Here is a 19,036-nt window from a genome sequence, read left to right as displayed (position 1 = left end):
TTCGGGCGGCTGGGGCAGCCCAAAAGACGCACCGGCGACGGGGTCGCTACCTTCGGGTGATGGACGAAGCGCAGCAGGTGGCCGACTTCCGGGCCCGGCACGGCCTCAGCGGCCTGATCGACGTGCACACCCACTTCATGCCGTCGAACGTGATGGACAAGGTGTGGAGCTACTTCGACTCCGCCGGGCCGCTGGTGGGCCGGGCGTGGCCCATCACCTACCGGCACGCCGAGGAGGAGCGCGTCGAGCGGCTGCGGGGTTTCAGGGTCCGCCGGTTCACGGCGATGCTCTATCCGCACAAGCCCGCGATGGCCGCGTGGCTGAACGCGTGGGCGGTGGACTTCGCGGCCCGCACCCCCGATTGCCTGCACACCGCGACGTTCTATCCCGAGCCCGACGCCGCCGGCTACGTGGCCGCGGCACTCGAGCACGGGGCACGGGTGTTCAAGTCGCACATCCAGGTCGGCGACTACGACCCCAACGACCCGCTGCTCGACCCGGTGTGGGGACTGCTCGAGGATGCCGGCGTGCCGATCGTGATCCACTGCGGATCGGGACCGGCTCCGGGGACGCACACCGGGCCCGGACCGATCGCCGCGCTGCTGGAACGGTTCCCGCGGCTGGCGCTGATCGTCGCGCACATGGGCATGCCGGAGTACCGCCAGTTCCTCGATCTGGCGGAGAAGTACCCGCGGGTGCACCTGGACACCACCATGGCGTTCACCGACTTCACGCAGGAGTCGATGCCGTTCCCGGAGGACGAGCTGCCGCGGCTGCAGGCACTGGGTTCGAAGGTGCTGTTCGGCAGCGACTTCCCGAACATCCCGTACCCGTACGTCCATCAGCTCGAGGCGGTCGAACGGCTCGGTCTCGGCAGCGAATGGGTCCGCGCGGTGTGCTGGGACAACGCACAGGTCTTGTTCGGCGCGGTGTGAGCCGGGGGCTGTGTGGCCGAATGTCACATGGGTTCGATGTGATCGAACCCATGTGACATTCGGCCCCTCTCACGTGCAGCAGTTGGGGTCGAGGACGAGACGCAGTGCCTGCAGAGCCTCGTTGCAGGCGCGATGGTGGACGTTCATGCCGCGGCGCGTGGACTGCACCATCCCGGCCTTGCGCAGCTGGCCGAGGTGGTGGCTGACGGTCGACTCCGTCAGGCCCACGGCCGACGCCAGGTCGCACGTGCAGACGTCGTCCTCCCGCGTGGTGAGCAGGATCGACATCAGCTGGATCCGGGTCGGGTCGGCGAGCGCCTTGAGCCGCAGCGCCACCTCGAGGGCGGCTGCCTCGCTCATCGGTGCGGCCGAGACCGGCGCGCAGCAGATGGGGGCGGAGACGTCGATGACCGGGAGCGCCTTGGGCATGTCCCCATCATCCACCCCTCTTGACATATGTCAAAAAGGGGGTGACAGTGGGCGTACTAATTCGATGTATGTCTCACAGGTGGAGGTCATCATGTCCCGCGTTCAGCTCGCCCTCAACGTCGACGATCTGCAGGAGGCCGTGACGTTCTACTCGAAGCTGTTCGGCACCGAGCCGGCGAAGGTGAAGCCCGGCTACGCGAACTTCGCGATCGCCGAGCCGCCGCTGAAGCTCGTCCTGATCGAGAACGCGGGCAAGGGCGGCTCGATCAACCACCTCGGGGTGGAGGTGGAGTCGAGCGAAAAGGTGCACTCCGAAATCGCCCGCCTCACGGACGAAGGACTGTTCACCGACGAGGAGATCGGCACCACGTGCTGCTTCGCCACCCAGGACAAGGTGTGGGTCACCGGCCCGGCGGGGGAGAAGTGGGAGGTCTACACCGTCCTCGCCGACAGCGACACCTTCGGCACGAGCCCGAAGCTGCTCGACCAGGGCGAGAACTCGGAGGGAGTCTGCTGCGGCACCGCCGCCGAGCAGGAACCGGCGACCGGCACCGAGAAGGCGCCCGCCGCGACGACGTGCTGCTGAGCGACACCCACGGGCCCGCTACGGACGCACGTCCGTAGCGGGCCCGATCCGTCGGAGACGGGTCGTCGGCACGTCCGTGCCGCCGCAATCCGGTGCCGGACACCCGGCCGGAGCCCTATCGTGAGGGGATGACTGCCGACGAGCGCAGTGGCGGGGCGACGGGCGGGCGTCCGGCCCGGCCGTCGGAGGAGCTCACACCGCTGCCGGATCTGGTGCACGGCCGTCCCCGCGCGGGGACGGTGCGCCGGCGTCGGCCCGTGTATGTGGACCTGTTGCCGCCGTGCAACGCCCGCTGCCCCGCCGGGGAGAACATCCAGGCCTGGCTGGCGCACGCGAAGGCCGGCCGCTACGAGCAGGCCTGGCGGCAGTTGGTCGCCGACAATCCGTTCGCCGCCATCCACGGCCGGGTGTGCTACCACCCCTGCGAATCCGTCTGCAACCGCGCCACTCTGGACAGCGCCGTGTCCATCCATTCGGTGGAGCGGTTTCTCGGGGACCGGGCGCGCGAGCAGGGCTGGATGTTCGAGCCGCCGCCCGCCCGCAGCGGCAAGCGGGTACTGGTGATCGGTGCCGGACCGAGCGGGCTGTCCGCTGCCTGTCACCTCGCCCGCCGCGGCCACGACGTCGAGATCCGCGACGCCGGCGCCGAGCCCGGCGGGATGATGCGCTACGGCATCCCGAACTACCGGCTTCCGCGCGACGTGCTCGAGGTGGAACTGGAGCGGGTCGCGGCGCTGGGCGTGGAGCTGACCTGCAACCACCGGGTCGAGGACCTCGCGGCGGAACGCGCCGAGGGTGGTTTCGACGCGGTGTTCGTCGCGGTCGGCGCGCATCTGGCCAAAAGGGTCGATATCCCGGCCTGCGACGCAGGCACGATGATCGACGCGGTGTCGTTCCTGCGCGGTGTCGCCGCCGGGGAACCCCCGGCCGTCGGGCGGCACGTTGCCGTCTACGGCGGCGGCAACACGGCGATGGACGCGGCCCGGGTGGCCCGCCGGCTCGGGGCCGAGGACGCGGTCATCGTCTATCGCCGCACCCGCGAGCAGATGTCCGCCCACGAGGAGGAAGCCGAGGACGCCGAACGCGAAGGCGTACGGATCAACTGGCTGCGCACGGTCACCGCCTTCGACGGTCCCGAACTGCAGGTCGAGGTCATGGAACTCGACGAGTCCGGTCGTCCGCGGCCGACCGGACGTTTCGAGACCCTGGCCGCGGACACCCTGATCATGGCGATCGGCCAGGAGACCGAGTCGGCGTTCATGCGCACGCTGCCCGGAGTCGAGTTCGAGCGCGACGGCAGCGTGCGGGTGGACGGGTCGCTGATGACCGGTTGCCCCGGGGTGTTCGCGGGCGGCGACATGGTGCCCGGCGAGCGCACCGTGACGGTGGGGGTGGGGCACGGGAAGAAGGCGGCACACCACATCGACGCCTGGTTGCGCCGAGTGCCCGACGAGCGGCCTGCCAAGCATCCGATCGCGACGTTCGACCAGCTGCACCTGTGGTACTTCGCCGACGCGGATCGGCGGGTGCAGCCCGAACTGCCTGTTGACCAACGCGTTTCCGGGTTCGACGAGGTGGTCGGCGGGGTATCGGCCGAGGCGGCGACGTTCGAGGCGGGCCGGTGCCTGTCGTGCGGCAACTGCTTCGAGTGCGACGGCTGTCTCGGCGCGTGCCCGGAGGACGCGATCGTCAAGCTGGGTGCCGGCCACGGCTACCGGTACGACTACGACAAGTGCACCGGCTGCGCAGAGTGCTTCGAGCAGTGCCCGGTCCACGCCATCGAGATGTTTCCGGAGCCGACATGACGCGTGCCACGGTGGACGGTAACGAGGCGGCCGTGTCGGTTGCCTACCGGCTCAATGAAGTGTGCTGCATCTATCCGATCACCCCGTCGTCGGCGATGGCCGAGCTGGCCGACGAATGGTCCAGCCGGCACCGGCCGAACGTGTGGGGCACCGTGCCGAGTGTGGTGGAGATGCAGAGCGAGGGCGGCGCGGCGGGCGCGCTGCACGGCGCGCTGCAGGGCGGGGCACTGGCGACGACGTTCACCGCGTCGCAGGGGCTGCTGCTGATGATCCCGAACATGTACAAGATCGCCGGCGAGCTGACCTCGGCGGTCATGCACGTCGCCGCCCGGTCCCTGGCCGCGCAGGGACTGTCGATCTTCGGTGACCATTCGGACGTGATGGCGGTGCGCCAGACCGGGTTCGCGTTGCTCGCCTCGGCCTCGGTGCAGGAGGCGCACGATCTGGCGCTGGTGGCGCAGGCCGCCACCCTGCGGACGCGGGTGCCCTTCGTGCACTTCTTCGACGGCTTCCGCACCTCGCACGAGCTCAACACCATCGAGACGCTGGCCGACGACGACCTGCGGGCCCTGGTGCCCGAGGAGCTGATCCGCGAGCACCGCGGACGCGCGTTGTCGCCGGAGCGGCCGTTCATCCGGGGCACCGCGCAGAACCCGGACACCTACTTCCAGGCGCGTGAGACGGTCAACCCGTTCTACGCCCGGGTTCCGGCGGTGGTGGACGAGTTGATGACGCGGTTGGGGGAGCGCACCGGCCGCGACATGCGCATCGTCGACTACACCGGGCACCCCGAGGCGGAACGGGTGCTGGTGCTGATGGGGTCCGGGGCGCACACCGCGGCCGAAACCGCCGCCGCGCTCACCGCCCGCGGTGAGCGGGTCGGGGTGGTGCAGGTGCGGCTGTATCGGCCCTTCCCCGCCGAGGCGCTGTCGGCGGCGCTGCCGGCGACGGTGCGCACGATCGGCGTGCTGGACCGCACCAAGGAACCGGGTTCGCTCGGCGAGCCGCTGTATCTCGACGTCGTCGCGGCCCTCGCCGAGGCACATGCCGACGGTGAGCGGGCCGTCATGCCCCGGGTCTGCGGCGGACGCTACGGCCTGTCGTCGAAGGAATTCACGCCCGGCATGGTCGCCGGCGTCTTCACCGAGCTCGCCCGCGAGCGGCCCCGGCGCCGGTTCACCGTCGGCATCGACGACGACGTGTCCGGCACCAGCATCACCTACGACCCGTCCTTCGACATCGAATCCTCCGACACCGTGCGGGCGATCTTCTACGGCCTTGGCTCGGACGGCACCGTCGGGGCCAACAAGAACACCATCAAGATCCTCGGCGACGAGGAGCACCTGCACGCGCAGGGCTACTTCGTCTACGACTCGAAGAAGTCCGGCTCGCAGACCGTCTCGCACCTGCGCTTCGGGCCGCGGCCCATCCGCGCACCGTATCTGGTGAGCCGCGCGGACCTCGTCGGCTGCCATCAGTTCCGATTCCTCGACAAGATCGACGTCCTGGGGCCGGCCGCGCCGGGAGCGACCCTCCTGCTGAACTGCAGACACCGGCCGGACGAGGTCTGGGACGCGCTGCCCCGCCGGGTCCAGGAACAGATCCTCGACAAACGGATCACGCTGTATGCGGTCGACGCGGGCCGGATCGCTCGTGAGGTCGGGCTCGCCGGGCGGATCAATGTCGTGCTGCAGACCTGCTTCTTCGCGATCTCGGATGTGCTGCCGCGCGAGCAGGCCGTCGCCCGGATCAAGAAGTCGGTGGAGAAGACCTACGGCAACCGCGGAGCCGACGTGCTGCGGCGCGAACTGGCCGCGGTGGACCGGGCATTGGAAGAGCTGCACCGGATCGATGTGCCCGACCGGGTGACCACCACGCGGGTGCCGGCGCCGATCGTGCCCGAGTACGCGCCCGAGTTCGTCCGCACCGTCACCGCGGAGATGATGGCCGGGCGCGGGGACGCCTTGCCGGTCAGCGCGTTTCCCGTGGACGGCACCTACCCGAGCGGCACCACCGCCTACGAGAAGCGCAACATTTCGGAACTGGTCGCGGTGTGGGACCCGGACACCTGCATCCAGTGCGGAAACTGCAGTTTCGTCTGTCCGCACAGCGTGATCCGTACCAAGTTCTACGACAAGTCCCACTTGGACGGTGCCCCGGAGCAGTTCGGCTCGGCGGCATTGGGCGCTGTGGGCCTGCCGGATGCCCGGTACACCCTGCAGGTCTACGCCGAGGACTGCACCGGATGCGGGCTGTGCGTCGAGGCCTGTCCTGCCGTGGCCCCCGGCGCGACGGTGACCAAGGCCATCAACCTCGCCCCCCGCGAACCACGGGTGGCCCCCGAACGCGAGAACATCACCTTCTTCGAGACGCTGCCGACGGCCGACCGGGCCCGGGTGGACTTCGGCACCGTCCGCGGAACGCAGTTCCTCGAGCCGCTGTTCGAGTTTCCCGGCGCCTGCGCGGGCTGCGGGGAGACCCCGTACCTCAAGCTGCTCTCCCAGCTGTTCGGCGACCGGTTGATGATCGCGAACGCTACGGGCTGCTCGTCGATCTACGGTGGCAATCTGCCCACCACCCCCTGGACGACCAACGCGGACGGACGCGGCCCCGCCTGGTCCAATTCCCTGTTCGAGGACAACGCCGAATTCGGGCTCGGGTTCCGGCTGGCCGCCGACGAGCACACCCGGCTCGCCCGGCGGCGCCTGACCGAACTGCGCGAGGCGATCGGTGCCGACCTCGTCGACGACATCCTGACGGCGTCGCAACTGCGCGAGTCCGAGCTGCGCGCCCAGCGGGAGCGGGTGGCCGAACTCGAAACCCTGCTCGCAGAGCTGGATCCCGCCGTGACCGCCGACCTGCGCAGTGTGCTCGACCACCTGGTGCGGCGCAGCGTGTGGATCGTCGGCGGCGACGGCTGGGCCTACGACATCGGTGCCGGGGGCCTCGACCACGTCCTGGCCAGCGGTCGCAACGTCAACGTCCTCGTCCTCGACACCGAGGTGTATTCCAACACCGGGGGGCAGATGTCCAAGGCCACCCCGCTCGGGGCGATCGCGAAGTTCGCCGCCGGCGGCAAGACGGTCCCGATGAAGGATCTCGCGTTGCAGGCCATCGCCTACGGCAACGTCTACGTCGCCCGGGTCGCGATGGGCGCCGATCCGCAACACACGTTGCAGGCGATGCGGGAAGCCGAAGCCTACGAGGGACCCTCGCTCGTGATCGCCTACAGTCAGTGCATCGCGCACGGCATCGACATGCGTCACGGGATGGACCAGCAGTACCGCGCGGTGGTCAGCGGGCACTGGCCGCTGATCCGCTACGACCCGGTGTTGCGGGCGGCCGGGCAGAATCCGTTCCTGCTCGATTCGCACCGGCCGAGGATTCCGCTCGAGGACTACCGCAGCCGCGAACTGCGGTACCGCGCGCTCGCCAACACCGATCCGGCGGAATACGACCGGCTCCTCGGCCTCTCCGAGGAGGCGATCGCTCAGCGCTGGGACCGGTACGAGGACATGGCGTCGCAAGGGTCGCACCACTTCACCGCCGACGCCCGCAAGGACCGCTGATGGACCTGTCGACGCGGTATCTGGGCCTGGCCCTGCCGAACCCACTGGTGGCGGCGGCATCCCCGCTGTCCCGCACGGTCGACGGTGTCCGGCGGCTCGCCGGGGCAGGCGTCGGTGCGGTGGTGCTCTATTCGCTGTTCGAAGAGCAGCTGCTGCGCGAAGCGGAGCGCAATGCGGCACTGACCGAGCACGGTTCGCAGAGCTACGCCGAGTCCCTGTCGTACTTTCCGGAGGAAGCCGTCGAGGACCACGGACCGCGCCGCTACCTGAGTCTGCTCGAACGCGCCGCGCAGGCAGTCGCCGTCCCGGTGATCGGCAGCCTGAACGGCGTCACCCCGGGCGGGTGGGCGGGCTACGCCCGGTCGATGCAGGACGCCGGTGCGGCCGCGATCGAGCTGAACATCTACTACCTGCCCGGTGATCCGCACATCAGCGGCCGGGACGTCGAACAACGGCACCTCGACGTCCTGGCCCGGGTCGCGGACGCCGTCACCGTGCCGGTGGCGGTCAAGGTGAGCCCCCAGTTCAGTTCGATCGCCGAGATGGCGCTTCGCCTCGACGAGGCCGGGGCCGACGGGCTGGTGCTGTTCAACCGGTTGCTGCAGCCCGACATCGATCCCGAAACCCTCACCGTGGTGCCTGCCGTGACCCTCTCGACCGCCGCGGAAACCCGGCTGCCGCAGACCTGGATCGCGTTGCTGCGTGGACGGGTGCGTGCCGACCTGGCCGCGACCACCGGCGTCGAGGACGCCACCGACGTGATCAAGTACCTGCTCGCCGGCGCGGACGTCGTGCAGTCCGCCTCGGCGTTGCTGCGCCACGGTCCCGACTACGCCGCTGTCCTGCTCGACGGCGTGCGCGAGTGGATGCGCCGCAAGGGGTATCGCAGCGTCGACGAGTTCCGGGGGATGCTCGCCGTGCCGCCCGGCGCGGACGGGACCGGCCGCGGACGGGGCGACTACGTGAGCGCGCTCCGCGAGGCCGACCACCGCGCCTACGGCATCCCGTGAGCCGAGGTGGCCGAGTTCATACGCGGTGTGGTCCCGGCGAACCGGGGCCGGCGCCCGGTGCGCCGAGTGCGCCACCCGGGGGCAATTCCACCGCGACGATCCCCGCCCGCTGGGCGTGGTGGACGAATTCGGCGCCCGGACCGAAGAACAACCGGGGGCGTACGGCGTCGAGGCCGATCGGCCACAGCGTGCCGTAGTGGATCGGCACCGCCAGGCCCGCTGCCACCAGGCGCGCGACGACCGCGGCCCGGGACGGGTCGAGGTGGCCGTTGCCGAGGGTCGGACCCCAGCCCCCGACGGGCAGCAACGCGAGGTCCACCGGGCCGACGTGGTCGGCGAGGTCCGGGTACAGGTCGGTGTCGCCGGCGAAGTAGGTCCGCCGGTCCCCCTCGACGACGTACCCGATCGCCGGGGCGAGTTCCGGGCCGCGTCGCCAGCGCCGCCCGTCGTGTCGGGCGGGCACCGCCCGGACGGTGAGCGTGCCGATCCGTGTCTCGTCGCCGGGCCGCAGCGGCACCAGGCGGTCGGCGAATCGGCGCAGCGCGGGCAGGCCGTCGATCGCCCGCCACGGGGCCACGATCGGAACGTCCGGGTCGAGCAGCCGCAGCGACGGCAGGTGGGTGTGGTCGGCGTGCAGGTGCGAGAGCAGGACGGCGTCCGGGTTGCGCACGTGCGGCCCGATCGGGGTGGGCCCCCGGCGGCGGCGCAGATGCGCGACGCGGTCGGTCAGCACCGGATCGGTCAGGACGACCGTCCCGCGGTCCATGATCAGCGCGCTGGCATGTCCGAGCCAGCGCACACCGGATGTGGCGGCATCCGGACCCGGTGGCGTGCTCACGACCCTTACGATTCCAGACGAGGGAAGGGGCCGCGATGCGCACGGTGGGCGGCATGGTGCGGGTGCTCGTCGAGTTCCTGGTGCTGTGGGGGTCGTCGGCGCTCGCGCTCATCGTGCTCGACCGCATCCTCGACGGCATCACCCTGGACCCGTCGGGCTTCACTCCGCTACCGACGCTGCCGGCCGCGCTGGTGCTCGCGTTGGTGTTCGGCCTCCTGAACGCGGCGCTGTGGCCGGTGATGATGCGGTTGATGTCGTGGATCGGTCCGGTGCTGCTGTTCGTCGGGGTGTTCGTGGCGGGCGGTGTGATCATGCTGTTGACGCTCTACCTGGTACCGGTCGCGTCGGTGGACCAGCGCCGGGATGCGTTCTACCTCGCGGCGCTGCTCTCGCTGTTCACCTCCGTCGTCTCGGGCGCCATCGCGTCCCGTTCCGATACCGCGTACCGGCTGATGCAGGTGCGCCGACAGCGGTTCCGGTTGCGTCGCAACACCGCACTCGTGGACGCGTCCCCGGGGCTGTTGTGCATCCAGATCGACGGCCTCGGCTACGACGTGCTGCGTCGCGCGATCGCCGACGGTGTGACCCCCGCGCTGGCGAAGTTGGTGCGCGAGACCCACCGGCTGATGCCGTGGCACACCGACTGGAGCAGTCAGACGGGTGCGACCCAGCTGGGCGTGCTGCACGGCTCCAACCACAACGTGCCGGCGTTCCGCTGGTACGACAAGACCACCGAGCACGTCTCTGTGTTCAGCAACCCGGTCGACAACGAGCAACGCGAACTCGAACGCACCCACATCCCCGGCCTGCTGGCGCACGACGGTACGAGCCGGGGCAACCTGTTCACCGGCGGCGCGCACGACAACGTGCTCGTCGTCAGCCGGATGCGCGGTGCCCGCCTCGGCGGCGGTGCCGGCTACAGCGACTACTTCGCCGACCCGGCGAGCGCGCTGCGCACGTTCATCCGGATGCTCGCGGAACTGCAACGGGAACTACGCCAGTCGCTGCGGCAGAAGCGGAAGGATATCCAGCCGCGGGTGCCGCGGGGCGGGCTCTATCCGTTCGTGCGGGCGTTCGCGACCGTGCTCGCCACCGATGTCGCCGTCGCGGCGGTGGTGGGCGATCTGATCAAGGGGCGCAGCGTCGTCTACGTCGACCTGATCGGCTACGACGAGGTGTCGCACCACTCCGGCATCTCCCGGCCCGAGACCCTCGCGGTGCTGACCAAACTCGACGACGTCGTCGAGATGCTGCTCGCCGTGGTGGCGCAGGCCGATCGGCCCTACCGCGTCGTCGTGCTGTCCGACCACGGGCAGAGTCAGGGCGCGACCTTTCTGCAACGCTACGGGGAAACCTTGGGGCAGTTGGTCATCCGGCTGGCCACCCGGCGCGAACCGGCGAAGCGCCACTGGTACGAGCGCGAATCCGACGTCTCCGCCCAGCCCGGGTCGGAGGGGCGCGCCTACGCCGCGGCCAGCGTGCACTCGCCGGCCGCCGCCGAGGAGGCACACGCCGGCGCGGGTGAGCCGATCGTGCTCGGCTCGGGCAACCTCGGCCTGGTCTACTTCCCGCACCTGCCCGGACGCGCCGACGTCCACGCCATCGAGGCCGCCCACCCCGGTCTGCTCACCGGGCTGCGCGAGCATCCCGGGATCGGCTTCCTGCTCGTGGCCGCTCCCGGGGGGTCCGTGGTGCTCGGGCCCCACGGCGAGGTCGACGTGACCACGGGGAAGGTCACCGGCCGGAACCCGCTGGCGGTGATGGGCCCCGACGCGCTGGCGAAGGTGCGTCGCACCGACACCTTCGACAACGTTGCCGACATCATGGTCGGCGGCACGTACTGGCCCGACACCGACGAGGTCGCGGCGTTCGAGGAGCAGGTCGGCTCGCACGGCGGCATGGGCGGACCGCAGAGCACTCCGTTTCTCGTCTACCCCGCCGATCTGCCCGCCCCGCCCGAACCGCTGCACGGCGCCGAAACCGTGCACACGGTGCTCGTCGGCTGGCGGGATTTTTCGACGGGGCCGCGCCCAGCGGTGACGAAGCAGGACGCGACGACCGGTGCGGATGACCCGGGACGCCCGGCATCCCGGGGCTGACCGCGGGACAGACCGGCCGAGGTCGCTGTCCCAGCGCCACCACCGCCTCGACCCGGCAGCCCCTGTGCCCGCTCACGAGCGCCGGCTCACCGCGACCGTGTGTTCGATTGACCCGAGGCGGCGGGGTGAAGGTGATGGAGACCGGACCGTCCCGGACCGTTCGCCTGTGGCGTCGGGCCCCGTGGAGCCGCAGTCCTTTGATGCGCCGGTACGACCGGATCGAATGGGTCGATGTGACCGGCACTCCGGTCGCCCCTCCGCGGAGCGGGGCGGACAGTGCCGCCACCGCCGTCGTCGCGGCCCTCACGGTGTGGACGGTGACGGCGGTGGCAGGCGCGGGGCTGTACGGGCTGCACCCGGTGGGCCGAGCATCGCCGAGGGGCGGCCTGGGACAGCGAGTGGCGCGGGCTGGGCACGACGCCGGGATGGCCGGCCTGAGCGGCAGGTATGCGGCCGTGTGCGGACGCGCTCGAACGCCGCGCTCAGGGGGCGATGCGAGCGTTCGGGAGGTTATCGATTCTGCTCGGCGTTCCTGATGTCGATGGCGAGTTGGTCGGCGGCCATGTCGGTGGCTTTGGAGACGATCCGGTTGGCGGCTTTGATGTTTGCGACGATCTGATCGGCGAGGTTGGTTTCGTACACCACGATCACGCCGGCCTGGCCCTCGTCGAGGGTCTCACCGAGTTCTTTGACGTCGCTGCGTTTCATCCGGTCGCTGGCGTGCCCCACCACGGCCCCGAGGGCCGTCCCGCCGGCGGCGGCGCCGACGAGACCGATGCCCACGGGCGGGAACAGCGCCGCCACCACACCCACCGCCAGTCCCCAGCCGAGGCCGACCGCTGCCCCGTGGCGGGTGGGTTGTTCGTGCTTCTTGACGATGTGGACCTTCCCGTTCTCGTCCTTGGCGATGACGGACGCGTCGAAGTCGTGGGAGGTGCGTATCTCGCGGTACAGCTGCTCGAGTGCCTCGTAGTCCGCTACGGCGTCGTCGACGCTGTCGTATGCCGCAGCGCTCACGTACAGGATGTCGTGCTCGTGCTTGCTCATGTGCAAACCTCCGAAATCTGATCGACCTGCAGGGGCTGACCGACGGACGTCAGCGCCTGACGGCCGTCGCGTTGCCGAGGGCGAAGCTCGGCCCGACGGCAGGATTCGTCCTAGTAGTCGGCTCGCGGATTCCAGGTCGACACCGCCCAGATGACCACCACGTCCAAGGCGATGATCAGGATCGACCACCACGGGTAGTACGGCAGCCACAGGAAGTTCGCCAGGATCGACAGTGCCGCGACGACGATCGCCGCTACCCGCGCCCACGTTGCGCCGGTGATCAAGGCGATGCCCACGACCACCAACACCACCCCGAGGACGATGTGGATCCACCCCCACGCGGTGAAGTCGAACTTGAACGTGTACTCCGGGCCCTGGACGAACAACTCGTCCTCGGCCACCGCGGCGATGCCCTGGAGCAACTGGACGATGCCGACGGTGGCCATGATGACCGCCGCCCCCACCGACGTGCCCGCCGCGATGCCCTGCTTGACGCTGATGCTTCCCGGATCGTGACGTACATCCTCGGACATGGCGGTCCCCTTCACAGGTTGGATGAGACATCAGCAGTATGCGCCGATCCCGCATCCGCCTCGGGGAAAGTGCTGATCTTCCTCACCGTCCGGGGTGAACGGTGCGTGGTCCGGGAAACGGTCTCACGTGTTTTCGCTCGGTTGCACGAGGTGCCTTCCCCGGGCGGACACCGCGCCGAAGGTGGGCACACAGGGCGACCGTCAACGACGAACCCGGTTCCTGCCCCCGTACACGACCCGCCGTGCAGAGGACAGGGCCTCGGGCGGAGTCGGTCCGAGCGTTTCGCTACAGTGGGAGAGGCTCTGCGACGGCCGTTATCGACAGCGACGAGACGGGCCCGATCGACCATCTCGTCATCGAGTGGCCCGCCGCCGGCCCGTGCCCACCGCCGCAGGCGTTCGACATGACCCGGGCCGGCCGACGATCCGAACAGACCCCACCGGCCTCGTGCAGAGGGGCCTGATTCCGCCGCGGGTGCGCAGATCGAAGTGGTATCGAAACGTGTTCCTACCCGTCCTGTTCTGCGGGACAATACTTCTCATGGACGACAGCGAAGTGCACGCCATCGACGTCGTCCGAATCCGACTCGGCCAGCGCTACCCCGACCTCGACCCCGAGGTGGTGGGGGGCCTGATCGAGGCCACGCTCGGCCGGCTCGACGGATGCCGCATCCGAGACTTCGTCCCCCTGCTGGTCGAACGGGCCGCCACGCGCACACTCGACGCGACGTACCACCGTGCACCGGAGTCTCGAGAACCGATGCGCACTCCCGAACCGCCCGCGGTGACCGAGACCGGCGAGGTGCGGACCGCGAGCAGCGTCCGGGTGCGGTGGGCCGTTCTCGTGCGTCGCTCATCACGCCTGTCGTAGGCGGTGACAAGAGACGGCGAGACCCGGGTCGGAACCGGAGTCGACGGTCGTCCACCACACCCGGGCGGGCGGGATGCTCGGCACGCAGCCAGGGTGTCGGCGACACACCCATGCCCGAAACCGGAGTCACGTCCTGAAACGGTTGGGAATCCGACACGAATCAACGACGGGGGCTCAGGGGCTGGGGTCCATCGCCAGCCCGGCGACGGCGGCCTTGGCGGTGCGCCCGACCCCGATCAGCGTGGCCGAGCCGGGGCCGGTCCAGTCCCCGTAGCCGAGCAGATGCAGCCGGGGTTCCTTCAACGCCTGGGTGCCCGCCACAGCGATCGAACCGTCCGGCCCACGCAGGTGCAACGGCCGCAGAGGCGTCAGGGCGGGTCGAAAACCGGTGGCCCACACGATCACCTCCGCGTGCCGGCTCTCGCCGGTGTCGTCCCAGAAGACGCCGTCACGGGTCAGTCGGTCGAACATCGGCAGCGGATCCAGCGCGCCGCGGTCCCGGGCCGCGAGGACCTCCGGGACCATCACGATGTCACCGAGGTCGGTGATGCCGCCCGGATCGGGGCGTCCGGCCGCCAGCGCCAGCGCGCGCCGCGAGGCCATCTCGAACAGCACGCGTCCGTCGACGTCGTCCGGCAGGAATCGCGGCGGCCGGGGGGTCACCCAGGTGGTGCCTGTGACCTCCGAGATCTCGGCGACCAGCTGGGCCCCGGAGTTGCCGCCGCCGATCACCACCACCGTCTTACCGGCGAATTCACCCGGGGTGCGGTACTGCACGGTGTGTAACTGTCTGCCCGCGAAGCTGCGGGCTCCGGGATAGACGGGCCAGAACGGCTGCTGCCAGGTGCCGGTGGCACTGATCACCCGCCGTGCCCGCCACACCTGCTCCGCGGTGTCCACCCGCAGCCGCTCCCGGTCGTCGTCACGGGTGACCGCCCGCACCCGCACCGGCCGCCGCACCGGCAGGCCGTAGCGACGCTCGTACGCGGTCAGATACTCGATCACATGCCGAGCGGGTGGGAACCCGTCCCGCCACGGCGGCATCGGCCATCCCGGCAGCGACGCGTACTCCGCGGGGGAGAACAGCCGCAGCGACGGCCAGGTGTGCGGCCACGCCCCGCCCGGCGCGGGCCGGTCGTCGAGGATGACGAACTCGTGCCCGGCCCGGCGCAGGTAGTACCCGGCGGCCAGGCCGGCCTGCCCGCCCCCGATCACCACGACGTCCACCTCGATCGCGCTCATCGTCTCCCTCGTCACCCGTGGCCCGTCGTCGTGCGCAGAGCTACCGGTGTCAGCCGTCAGGGTGTTCGGGGGCGTCGAGCAGGCTCGCCGCGGCGATCAGGGCGGCTTTGACGATCAGTCGTTCGGGGATCTCCTCGAACGTGACCGGTCCGAGTGCGACGGTCCGGCACGGGGAGTCGCCGCACACCGAGCAGCAGCGGCTGCTGCCGACGTCGGCGTCGAGCCAGTCCTCGAGCGGACGGCCGGCGATCCAGATGCGGTTGGATTCGGCCGGGTTCGCGGCGAAGGCGGCGTCGTCGAGTTCGCGGACCTCGAGTTGCGGTGCGATGCCGAGCGGGCGCAGGACCTGCTCGAGCGTGCCGACCGCGTGCTGGACCTGCTCACCGGTGCCGGCGCAGCGGCGGCACGTCTGGCCCTGGCTGACCAGGCGTTGCCAGACGATGGGCAGTGCCGTCATCGCGCACCCCTTCTCGGTTCGCGGGGAAGGTGGGAGTCGCCCCGGGCTCCAGTGTGGCCGACCCGGCCGGGCCGCAGGGCGTGTCCCGACGGATCCGGCCGGGGCCCGCCCTGCGGTCGGGTCAGCTGCGGACGGCGCCGGGGACGAGTTCGGCGATCAGTGCCTCGACCCGCGTCTTGATCTCGTCGCGGATGGGGCGGACCGACTCGACGCCCTTGCCGGCCGGGTCCTCGAGCACCCAGTCGCGGTAGCTCTTGCCGGGGAAGACCGGGCAGGTGTCGCCGCAGCCCATGGTGATCACCACGTCGGAGGCTTCGACGGCGTCGGTGGTGAGGATCTTCGGGGATTGGGTGGAGATGTCGATGCCGAGCTCGGCCATGGCCTCGACGGCGGCGGGGTTGACCTGATCGGCGGGGGCGCTGCCGGCGGAACGGACCTCGACGGCGTCGCCGGCGAGGGCGGTGAGGAATCCGGCGGCCATCTGGGAGCGGCCGGCGTTGTGCACGCACACGAACAGCACGGACGGCTTGGTGGTCATCGAGGGAACCTTTCGGGTGTCAGACGGTGGGAACGGCGGTGAGGTCGGCGAGCAGAGCGCGGACCCGGGCGTCGAGGTCGTCACGGAGGGTGCGGACCACCTCGAGGGATTGTCCGTCCGGGTCGGGGACGGTCCAGTCGAGGTAGCGCTTGCCTGGGTAGACGGCGCAGGCGTCGCCGCAGCCCATGGTCACGACCACGTCCGCGGCGGCGACGACGTCGTCGGTGAGCGGCTTGGGGAACTCGGCGCCGAGATCGAGTCCGAGTTCGGCCATGGCCTCGACCACGACCGGGTTGATCGCCGCGATCGGCGCGGAGCCGGCGGAGCGGACGTGGACGCGGCCACCGGCACGGTGGTCGAGCAGGGCGGCGGCCATCTGGGAGCGGCCGGCGTTGTGTACACAGACGAACAGCACCTCCGGAACGTCCTTGGCGACGGCGCCTTCGGCCTGGGCCAGCGCGGTCAGGCGTTCGGCGGCGAACCGCGGGGCGAGCGCGGTCAGGTGGGTGCAGACGGTGGCGGTGCGGCGCAGTGCCGCATAGGACTCGAACACCACCCGTTCGACGGTCTGCGGGGAGAAGATTCCGTCGTACTTGTCGGCGAGGTGCTCGGCGGCACGCTGGAGTACTGCCTGCGGCATGAGCAGTTCGGGCTGGTGGCGGTCGGACATGCCGTCTCCCTGGCTCTCGGGCTTCACGAAGCAGCGGGGGTGGCGGAGGGGGTGAAACGCTTGCGCAGGGCGAGCGAGACGTAGACGAGGCCGACGAGCACGGGCACCTCGATGAGCGGCCCGACGACGCCCGCGAGGGCCTGCCCGGAGGTGACGCCGAAGGTGGCGATGGCCACGGCGATGGCGAGTTCGAAGTTGTTGCCGGCCGCGGTGAACGCGAGGGTGGTGGTGCGCTCGTAGCCCAGACCCATCGCGGCGCCCAGGAGATAGCCGCCGCCCCACATGATCGCGAAGTACGCCAGCAGCGGCAGGGCGATGCGGGCGACGTCCCACGGGTGGGAGGTGATCTGCTCGCCCTGCAGCGCGAAGAGCATCACGATGGTGAACAGCAGCCCGTACAGGGCCCACGGCCCGATCCTGGGCAGGAACTTCTGCTCGTACCAGGTCCGGCCCTTGGCCTTCTCGCCGAAGTGCCGGGTGAGGAAACCGGCGAGCAGCGGGATGCCGAGGAAGATGAGCACCGACTTGGCGATCTGCCAGGGCGAGACGTCGAGGGTGGTCTGTTCGAGTCCGAGCCAGCCCGGCAGCACCGAGAGATAGAACCAGCCGAGGCCGGCGAACATGATCACCTGGAAGACGGAGTTCAGCGCGACCAGCACGGCGGCGGCTTCGCGGTCGCCGCAGGCGAGGTCGTTCCAGATGATGACCATGGCGATGCAGCGGGCCAGACCGACGATGATCAGTCCGGTGCGGTACTCGGGCAGGTCGGGCAGCATCAGCCAGGCCAGGGCGAACATCAACGCCGGCCCGACGATCCAGTTCAGGACCAGCGAGCCGATCAGCATCCGCCGGTCGCCGGTGACGGTGTCGAGCCGGTCGTAGCGCACCTTGGCCAGCACCGGGTACATCATGATCAGCAGGCCGAGGGCGATCGGCAGCGAGATGCCGTCGATCTCGACGGCGGAGATGATGTCGCCGAGGCCCGGGATCAGGCGGCCGAGCAACAGGCCGGCGACCATGGCGACGCCGATCCACACCGGCAGGAACCGGTCGAGTGTGGACAGCTTGCCGACCACGGCCGGGTGGTCGCTGGTGGTGGTCACGAGGCGACCTCCTCGAGGGTGACGGCGGGCGTGCAGGACGAGTTCGCGACGATCCCGGATTCGACGGACAGCACCGCGGACAGCTGGGCCAGAGCGGAGGGGACGACCCGGTAGTGCACCCAGGTGCCGCGACGTTCGCAGTCGAGGAGGCCGGCCTCCCGCAGCACCTTCAGATGGTGCGAGATGGTCGGTTGCGACAGGTCGAAGGACGGTGAGATGTCGCACACGCAGCACTCGCCGCCCTCGTGGCTGGCGATCAGGCTCAGCATCCGCAGACGCACCGGATCGCCCAGGGCCTTGAACATGCGGGCCAGGTCACCGGCCCAATCGGAGGTGAGCGGCTCGCGGCTGAGCGGCGGGCAGCAGGGCTCGTCCCCGCGCGGCGGTTGATTCGGCATGCGTCTATATTGACGGTTGTCGAAACACGGCGTCAAACGGACAGCCGGCCCGGTCGGAAGGAAACCCTCACGTGCGTACACCCTCGGTGCTGTTCGTCTGCGTGAAGAACGGCGGCAAGTCCCAGATGGCCGCCGCGCTGATGCGCCAGGCCGCCGGCGGCCGCATCGCCGTGCACTCCGCCGGAACGGCACCGGGTCCGGCGCTCAACGCCCTCTCGGTGCAGGCGCTCGAGGAGGTCGGCGCACCGGTGGACGGCGAGTACCCCAAGCCGATCGATCCGCAGCTGTTGCGGGAGGTCGACCTCGTCGTCACCCTCGGCCGTGACGCCCGCGTCGACGCGGCGTACGTGGAGAACTGGGACACCGACGAGCCGTCCGAGCGCGGCATCGACGGCATCGAACGGATGCGCCTCGTGCGCGACGACATCGCCGCCCGCGTCGACGCGCTCGCCGCCCGCCTGCTCGACTCCGCCTCCCCCACCCGCTGATCCGACCGATCCAGGAGAAACTCATGAGCACCATCGCAGTCTTCGAGCCGGCCCTGTGCTGCAACACCGGCGTGTGCGGCGACGACGTGGACCGGAACCTCGTCACCTTCACGGCCGACATGCAGTGGCTGAAGGATCAGGGTGCCGCCATCACCCGGCACAACCTCGCCAACGATCCGCTGGCCTTCGCGCACAATCCCGCCGTCAAGCGCTTCCTCGAGGTCGCCGGCTCCGCCGGTCTGCCGCTCGTGCTCGTCGACGACGTCACCGTGCTCACCGGCCGCTACCCCGATCGGACCCAGCTCGCCGCGTGGGCGGGACTCGACGCCGCGCAGGCGCCCGTCGGCGCGACGATGCTGAATCTCGCGGACGATGCCTGCTGCACACCCGGCGACTCCACCTGCTGCTGAGCTGTCGA

At 70.3% G+C, this 19,036-nt stretch carries 19 protein-coding genes; 9 read left to right on the top strand and 10 right to left on the bottom strand.

The annotated features are described in order from the left end of the window. The first annotated feature begins 59 nt into the window (after positions 1-59). Entirely contained in the window at positions 60-935 is an 876-nt protein-coding gene (locus tag HFP48_RS24350) for an amidohydrolase family protein (protein WP_029546395.1), read from the top strand. Between the two features lie 69 nt (positions 936-1,004). On the opposite strand, the gene HFP48_RS24345 is transcribed toward HFP48_RS24350, so the two are convergent. Further along, the gene (locus HFP48_RS24345; protein WP_006935749.1) at positions 1,005-1,364 is read right to left on the bottom strand and encodes an Rv2640c family ArsR-like transcriptional regulator; all 360 of its coding nucleotides are present in this window, start codon (positions 1,362-1,364) and stop codon (positions 1,005-1,007) included. A 91-nt stretch (positions 1,365-1,455) separates the two neighbouring features. Between HFP48_RS24345 and HFP48_RS24340 the strand changes: the two genes are divergently transcribed. The 4 genes from HFP48_RS24340 (at position 1,456) to HFP48_RS24325 (ending at position 8,334) form a co-directional block, all read left to right on the top strand. Beyond that, positions 1,456-1,950 carry an ArsI/CadI family heavy metal resistance metalloenzyme gene (locus HFP48_RS24340; RefSeq protein WP_029546394.1) on the top strand — a complete coding sequence of 165 codons (495 nt, stop codon included), beginning with the start codon at positions 1,456-1,458 and terminating at the stop codon, positions 1,948-1,950. A gap of 128 nt (positions 1,951-2,078) precedes the next feature. Further along, positions 2,079-3,755 carry an NAD(P)-binding protein gene (locus tag HFP48_RS24335; RefSeq protein WP_168580193.1) on the top strand — a complete coding sequence of 559 codons (1,677 nt, stop codon included), beginning with the start codon at positions 2,079-2,081 and terminating at the stop codon, positions 3,753-3,755. Continuing rightward, positions 3,752-7,324 (top strand): pyruvate:ferredoxin (flavodoxin) oxidoreductase, encoded by a 3,573-nt coding sequence (gene nifJ / locus HFP48_RS24330; protein WP_168580192.1) that lies wholly within the window; start codon positions 3,752-3,754, stop codon positions 7,322-7,324. The genes HFP48_RS24335 and nifJ overlap by 4 nt, the downstream gene beginning before the upstream one ends. Then, positions 7,324-8,334, top strand: coding sequence for a dihydroorotate dehydrogenase-like protein (locus tag HFP48_RS24325; RefSeq protein ID WP_168580191.1), 1,011 nt, complete (start codon positions 7,324-7,326; stop codon positions 8,332-8,334). Before nifJ ends, HFP48_RS24325 begins: the two co-directional genes overlap by 1 nt. Before the next feature lie 16 nt (positions 8,335-8,350). On the opposite strand, the gene HFP48_RS24320 is transcribed toward HFP48_RS24325, so the two are convergent. Beyond that, positions 8,351-9,172 carry an MBL fold metallo-hydrolase gene (locus HFP48_RS24320; protein ID WP_006945056.1) on the bottom strand — a complete coding sequence of 274 codons (822 nt, stop codon included), beginning with the start codon at positions 9,170-9,172 and terminating at the stop codon, positions 8,351-8,353. A gap of 35 nt (positions 9,173-9,207) precedes the next feature. Here HFP48_RS24320 and HFP48_RS24315 point away from each other — a divergent pair, with 35 nt between their 5' ends. Next, on the top strand, positions 9,208-11,271 hold the full coding sequence (locus HFP48_RS24315; protein ID WP_168580190.1) for a phage holin family protein: 2,064 nt from the start codon (positions 9,208-9,210) through the stop codon (positions 11,269-11,271). Positions 11,272-11,781: 510 nt separating this feature from the next. On the opposite strand, the gene HFP48_RS24310 is transcribed toward HFP48_RS24315, so the two are convergent. Together HFP48_RS24310 and HFP48_RS24305 are read right to left on the bottom strand one after the other, a co-directional pair. After that, positions 11,782-12,318 (bottom strand): DUF1269 domain-containing protein, encoded by a 537-nt coding sequence (locus HFP48_RS24310; RefSeq protein ID WP_072636391.1) that lies wholly within the window; start codon positions 12,316-12,318, stop codon positions 11,782-11,784. A 110-nt stretch (positions 12,319-12,428) separates the two neighbouring features. Continuing rightward, positions 12,429-12,851 (bottom strand): hypothetical protein, encoded by a 423-nt coding sequence (locus HFP48_RS24305; protein WP_102799538.1) that lies wholly within the window; start codon positions 12,849-12,851, stop codon positions 12,429-12,431. Positions 12,852-13,392: 541 nt separating this feature from the next. On the opposite strand from HFP48_RS24305, the gene HFP48_RS24300 reads away from it, so the two are divergent. Then, positions 13,393-13,722 (top strand): hypothetical protein, encoded by a 330-nt coding sequence (locus HFP48_RS24300; protein ID WP_006945068.1) that lies wholly within the window; start codon positions 13,393-13,395, stop codon positions 13,720-13,722. 174 nt (positions 13,723-13,896) lie between these two features. Here HFP48_RS24300 and HFP48_RS24295 read toward each other — a convergent pair whose 3' ends face one another. The 6 genes from HFP48_RS24295 to HFP48_RS24270 form a co-directional block, all read right to left on the bottom strand. Next, complete coding sequence (locus HFP48_RS24295) at positions 13,897-14,964, bottom strand: ArsO family NAD(P)H-dependent flavin-containing monooxygenase (protein WP_168580189.1); 1,068 nt, start codon at positions 14,962-14,964, stop codon at positions 13,897-13,899. Between the two features lie 49 nt (positions 14,965-15,013). Next, positions 15,014-15,421 (bottom strand): DUF2703 domain-containing protein, encoded by a 408-nt coding sequence (locus HFP48_RS24290; RefSeq protein ID WP_006945072.1) that lies wholly within the window; start codon positions 15,419-15,421, stop codon positions 15,014-15,016. A gap of 121 nt (positions 15,422-15,542) precedes the next feature. Next, the gene (locus HFP48_RS24285; RefSeq protein WP_006945074.1) at positions 15,543-15,959 is read right to left on the bottom strand and encodes an arsenate reductase ArsC; all 417 of its coding nucleotides are present in this window, start codon (positions 15,957-15,959) and stop codon (positions 15,543-15,545) included. A 19-nt stretch (positions 15,960-15,978) separates the two neighbouring features. Then, positions 15,979-16,629 carry an arsenate reductase ArsC gene (locus HFP48_RS24280; RefSeq protein WP_006945075.1) on the bottom strand — a complete coding sequence of 217 codons (651 nt, stop codon included), beginning with the start codon at positions 16,627-16,629 and terminating at the stop codon, positions 15,979-15,981. Between the two features lie 23 nt (positions 16,630-16,652). After that, a complete protein-coding gene (gene arsB, locus HFP48_RS24275; RefSeq protein ID WP_050035983.1) occupies positions 16,653-17,732 on the bottom strand; it encodes an ACR3 family arsenite efflux transporter in 1,080 nt (359 codons plus the stop codon). Beyond that, complete coding sequence (locus HFP48_RS24270) at positions 17,729-18,130, bottom strand: metalloregulator ArsR/SmtB family transcription factor (RefSeq protein WP_043797947.1); 402 nt, start codon at positions 18,128-18,130, stop codon at positions 17,729-17,731. Before HFP48_RS24270 ends, arsB begins: the two co-directional genes overlap by 4 nt. A gap of 71 nt (positions 18,131-18,201) precedes the next feature. On the opposite strand from HFP48_RS24270, the gene HFP48_RS24265 reads away from it, so the two are divergent. Further along, positions 18,202-18,618: a low molecular weight phosphatase family protein gene (locus tag HFP48_RS24265; protein WP_029546373.1), complete on the top strand. Its 417-nt coding sequence runs from the start codon at positions 18,202-18,204 to the stop codon at positions 18,616-18,618. A gap of 23 nt (positions 18,619-18,641) precedes the next feature. Beyond that, positions 18,642-19,028, top strand: a complete 387-nt coding sequence (arsD, locus tag HFP48_RS24260) for an arsenite efflux transporter metallochaperone ArsD (protein ID WP_006945082.1) — start codon at positions 18,642-18,644, stop codon at positions 19,026-19,028. Positions 19,029-19,036: the final 8 nt, after the last annotated feature.

This window comes from Rhodococcus sp. DMU1 (genome assembly GCF_012272955.1).
Lineage (GTDB): Bacteria > Actinomycetota > Actinomycetes > Mycobacteriales > Mycobacteriaceae > Rhodococcus > Rhodococcus aetherivorans.
This window is presented reverse-complemented; position numbering and strand designations above follow the sequence as displayed.

Bases quoted from the DNA above. Each gene is read 5' to 3' on its own strand.
- HFP48_RS24280 (WP_006945075.1), bottom strand. From the start codon at position 16,629: ATGTCCGACCGCCACCAGCCCGAACTGCTCATGCCGCAGGCAGTACTC.
- HFP48_RS24285 (WP_006945074.1), bottom strand. From the start codon at position 15,959: ATGACCACCAAGCCGTCCGTGCTGTTCGTGTGCGTGCACAACGCCGGC.
- HFP48_RS24290 (WP_006945072.1), bottom strand. From the start codon at position 15,421: ATGACGGCACTGCCCATCGTCTGGCAACGCCTGGTCAGCCAGGGCCAG.
- HFP48_RS24335 (WP_168580193.1), top strand. From the start codon at position 2,079: ATGACTGCCGACGAGCGCAGTGGCGGGGCGACGGGCGGGCGTCCGGCC.
- HFP48_RS24350 (WP_029546395.1), top strand. From the start codon at position 60: ATGGACGAAGCGCAGCAGGTGGCCGACTTCCGGGCCCGGCACGGCCTC.
- arsD (WP_006945082.1), top strand. From the start codon at position 18,642: ATGAGCACCATCGCAGTCTTCGAGCCGGCCCTGTGCTGCAACACCGGC.
- HFP48_RS24305 (WP_102799538.1), bottom strand. From the start codon at position 12,851: ATGTCCGAGGATGTACGTCACGATCCGGGAAGCATCAGCGTCAAGCAG.
- HFP48_RS24340 (WP_029546394.1), top strand. From the start codon at position 1,456: ATGTCCCGCGTTCAGCTCGCCCTCAACGTCGACGATCTGCAGGAGGCC.
- HFP48_RS24295 (WP_168580189.1), bottom strand. From the start codon at position 14,964: ATGAGCGCGATCGAGGTGGACGTCGTGGTGATCGGGGGCGGGCAGGCC.
- nifJ (WP_168580192.1), top strand. From the start codon at position 3,752: ATGACGCGTGCCACGGTGGACGGTAACGAGGCGGCCGTGTCGGTTGCC.
- HFP48_RS24315 (WP_168580190.1), top strand. From the start codon at position 9,208: ATGCGCACGGTGGGCGGCATGGTGCGGGTGCTCGTCGAGTTCCTGGTG.
- HFP48_RS24300 (WP_006945068.1), top strand. From the start codon at position 13,393: ATGGACGACAGCGAAGTGCACGCCATCGACGTCGTCCGAATCCGACTC.
- HFP48_RS24270 (WP_043797947.1), bottom strand. From the start codon at position 18,130: ATGCCGAATCAACCGCCGCGCGGGGACGAGCCCTGCTGCCCGCCGCTC.
- HFP48_RS24325 (WP_168580191.1), top strand. From the start codon at position 7,324: ATGGACCTGTCGACGCGGTATCTGGGCCTGGCCCTGCCGAACCCACTG.
- HFP48_RS24345 (WP_006935749.1), bottom strand. From the start codon at position 1,364: ATGCCCAAGGCGCTCCCGGTCATCGACGTCTCCGCCCCCATCTGCTGC.
- HFP48_RS24310 (WP_072636391.1), bottom strand. From the start codon at position 12,318: ATGAGCAAGCACGAGCACGACATCCTGTACGTGAGCGCTGCGGCATAC.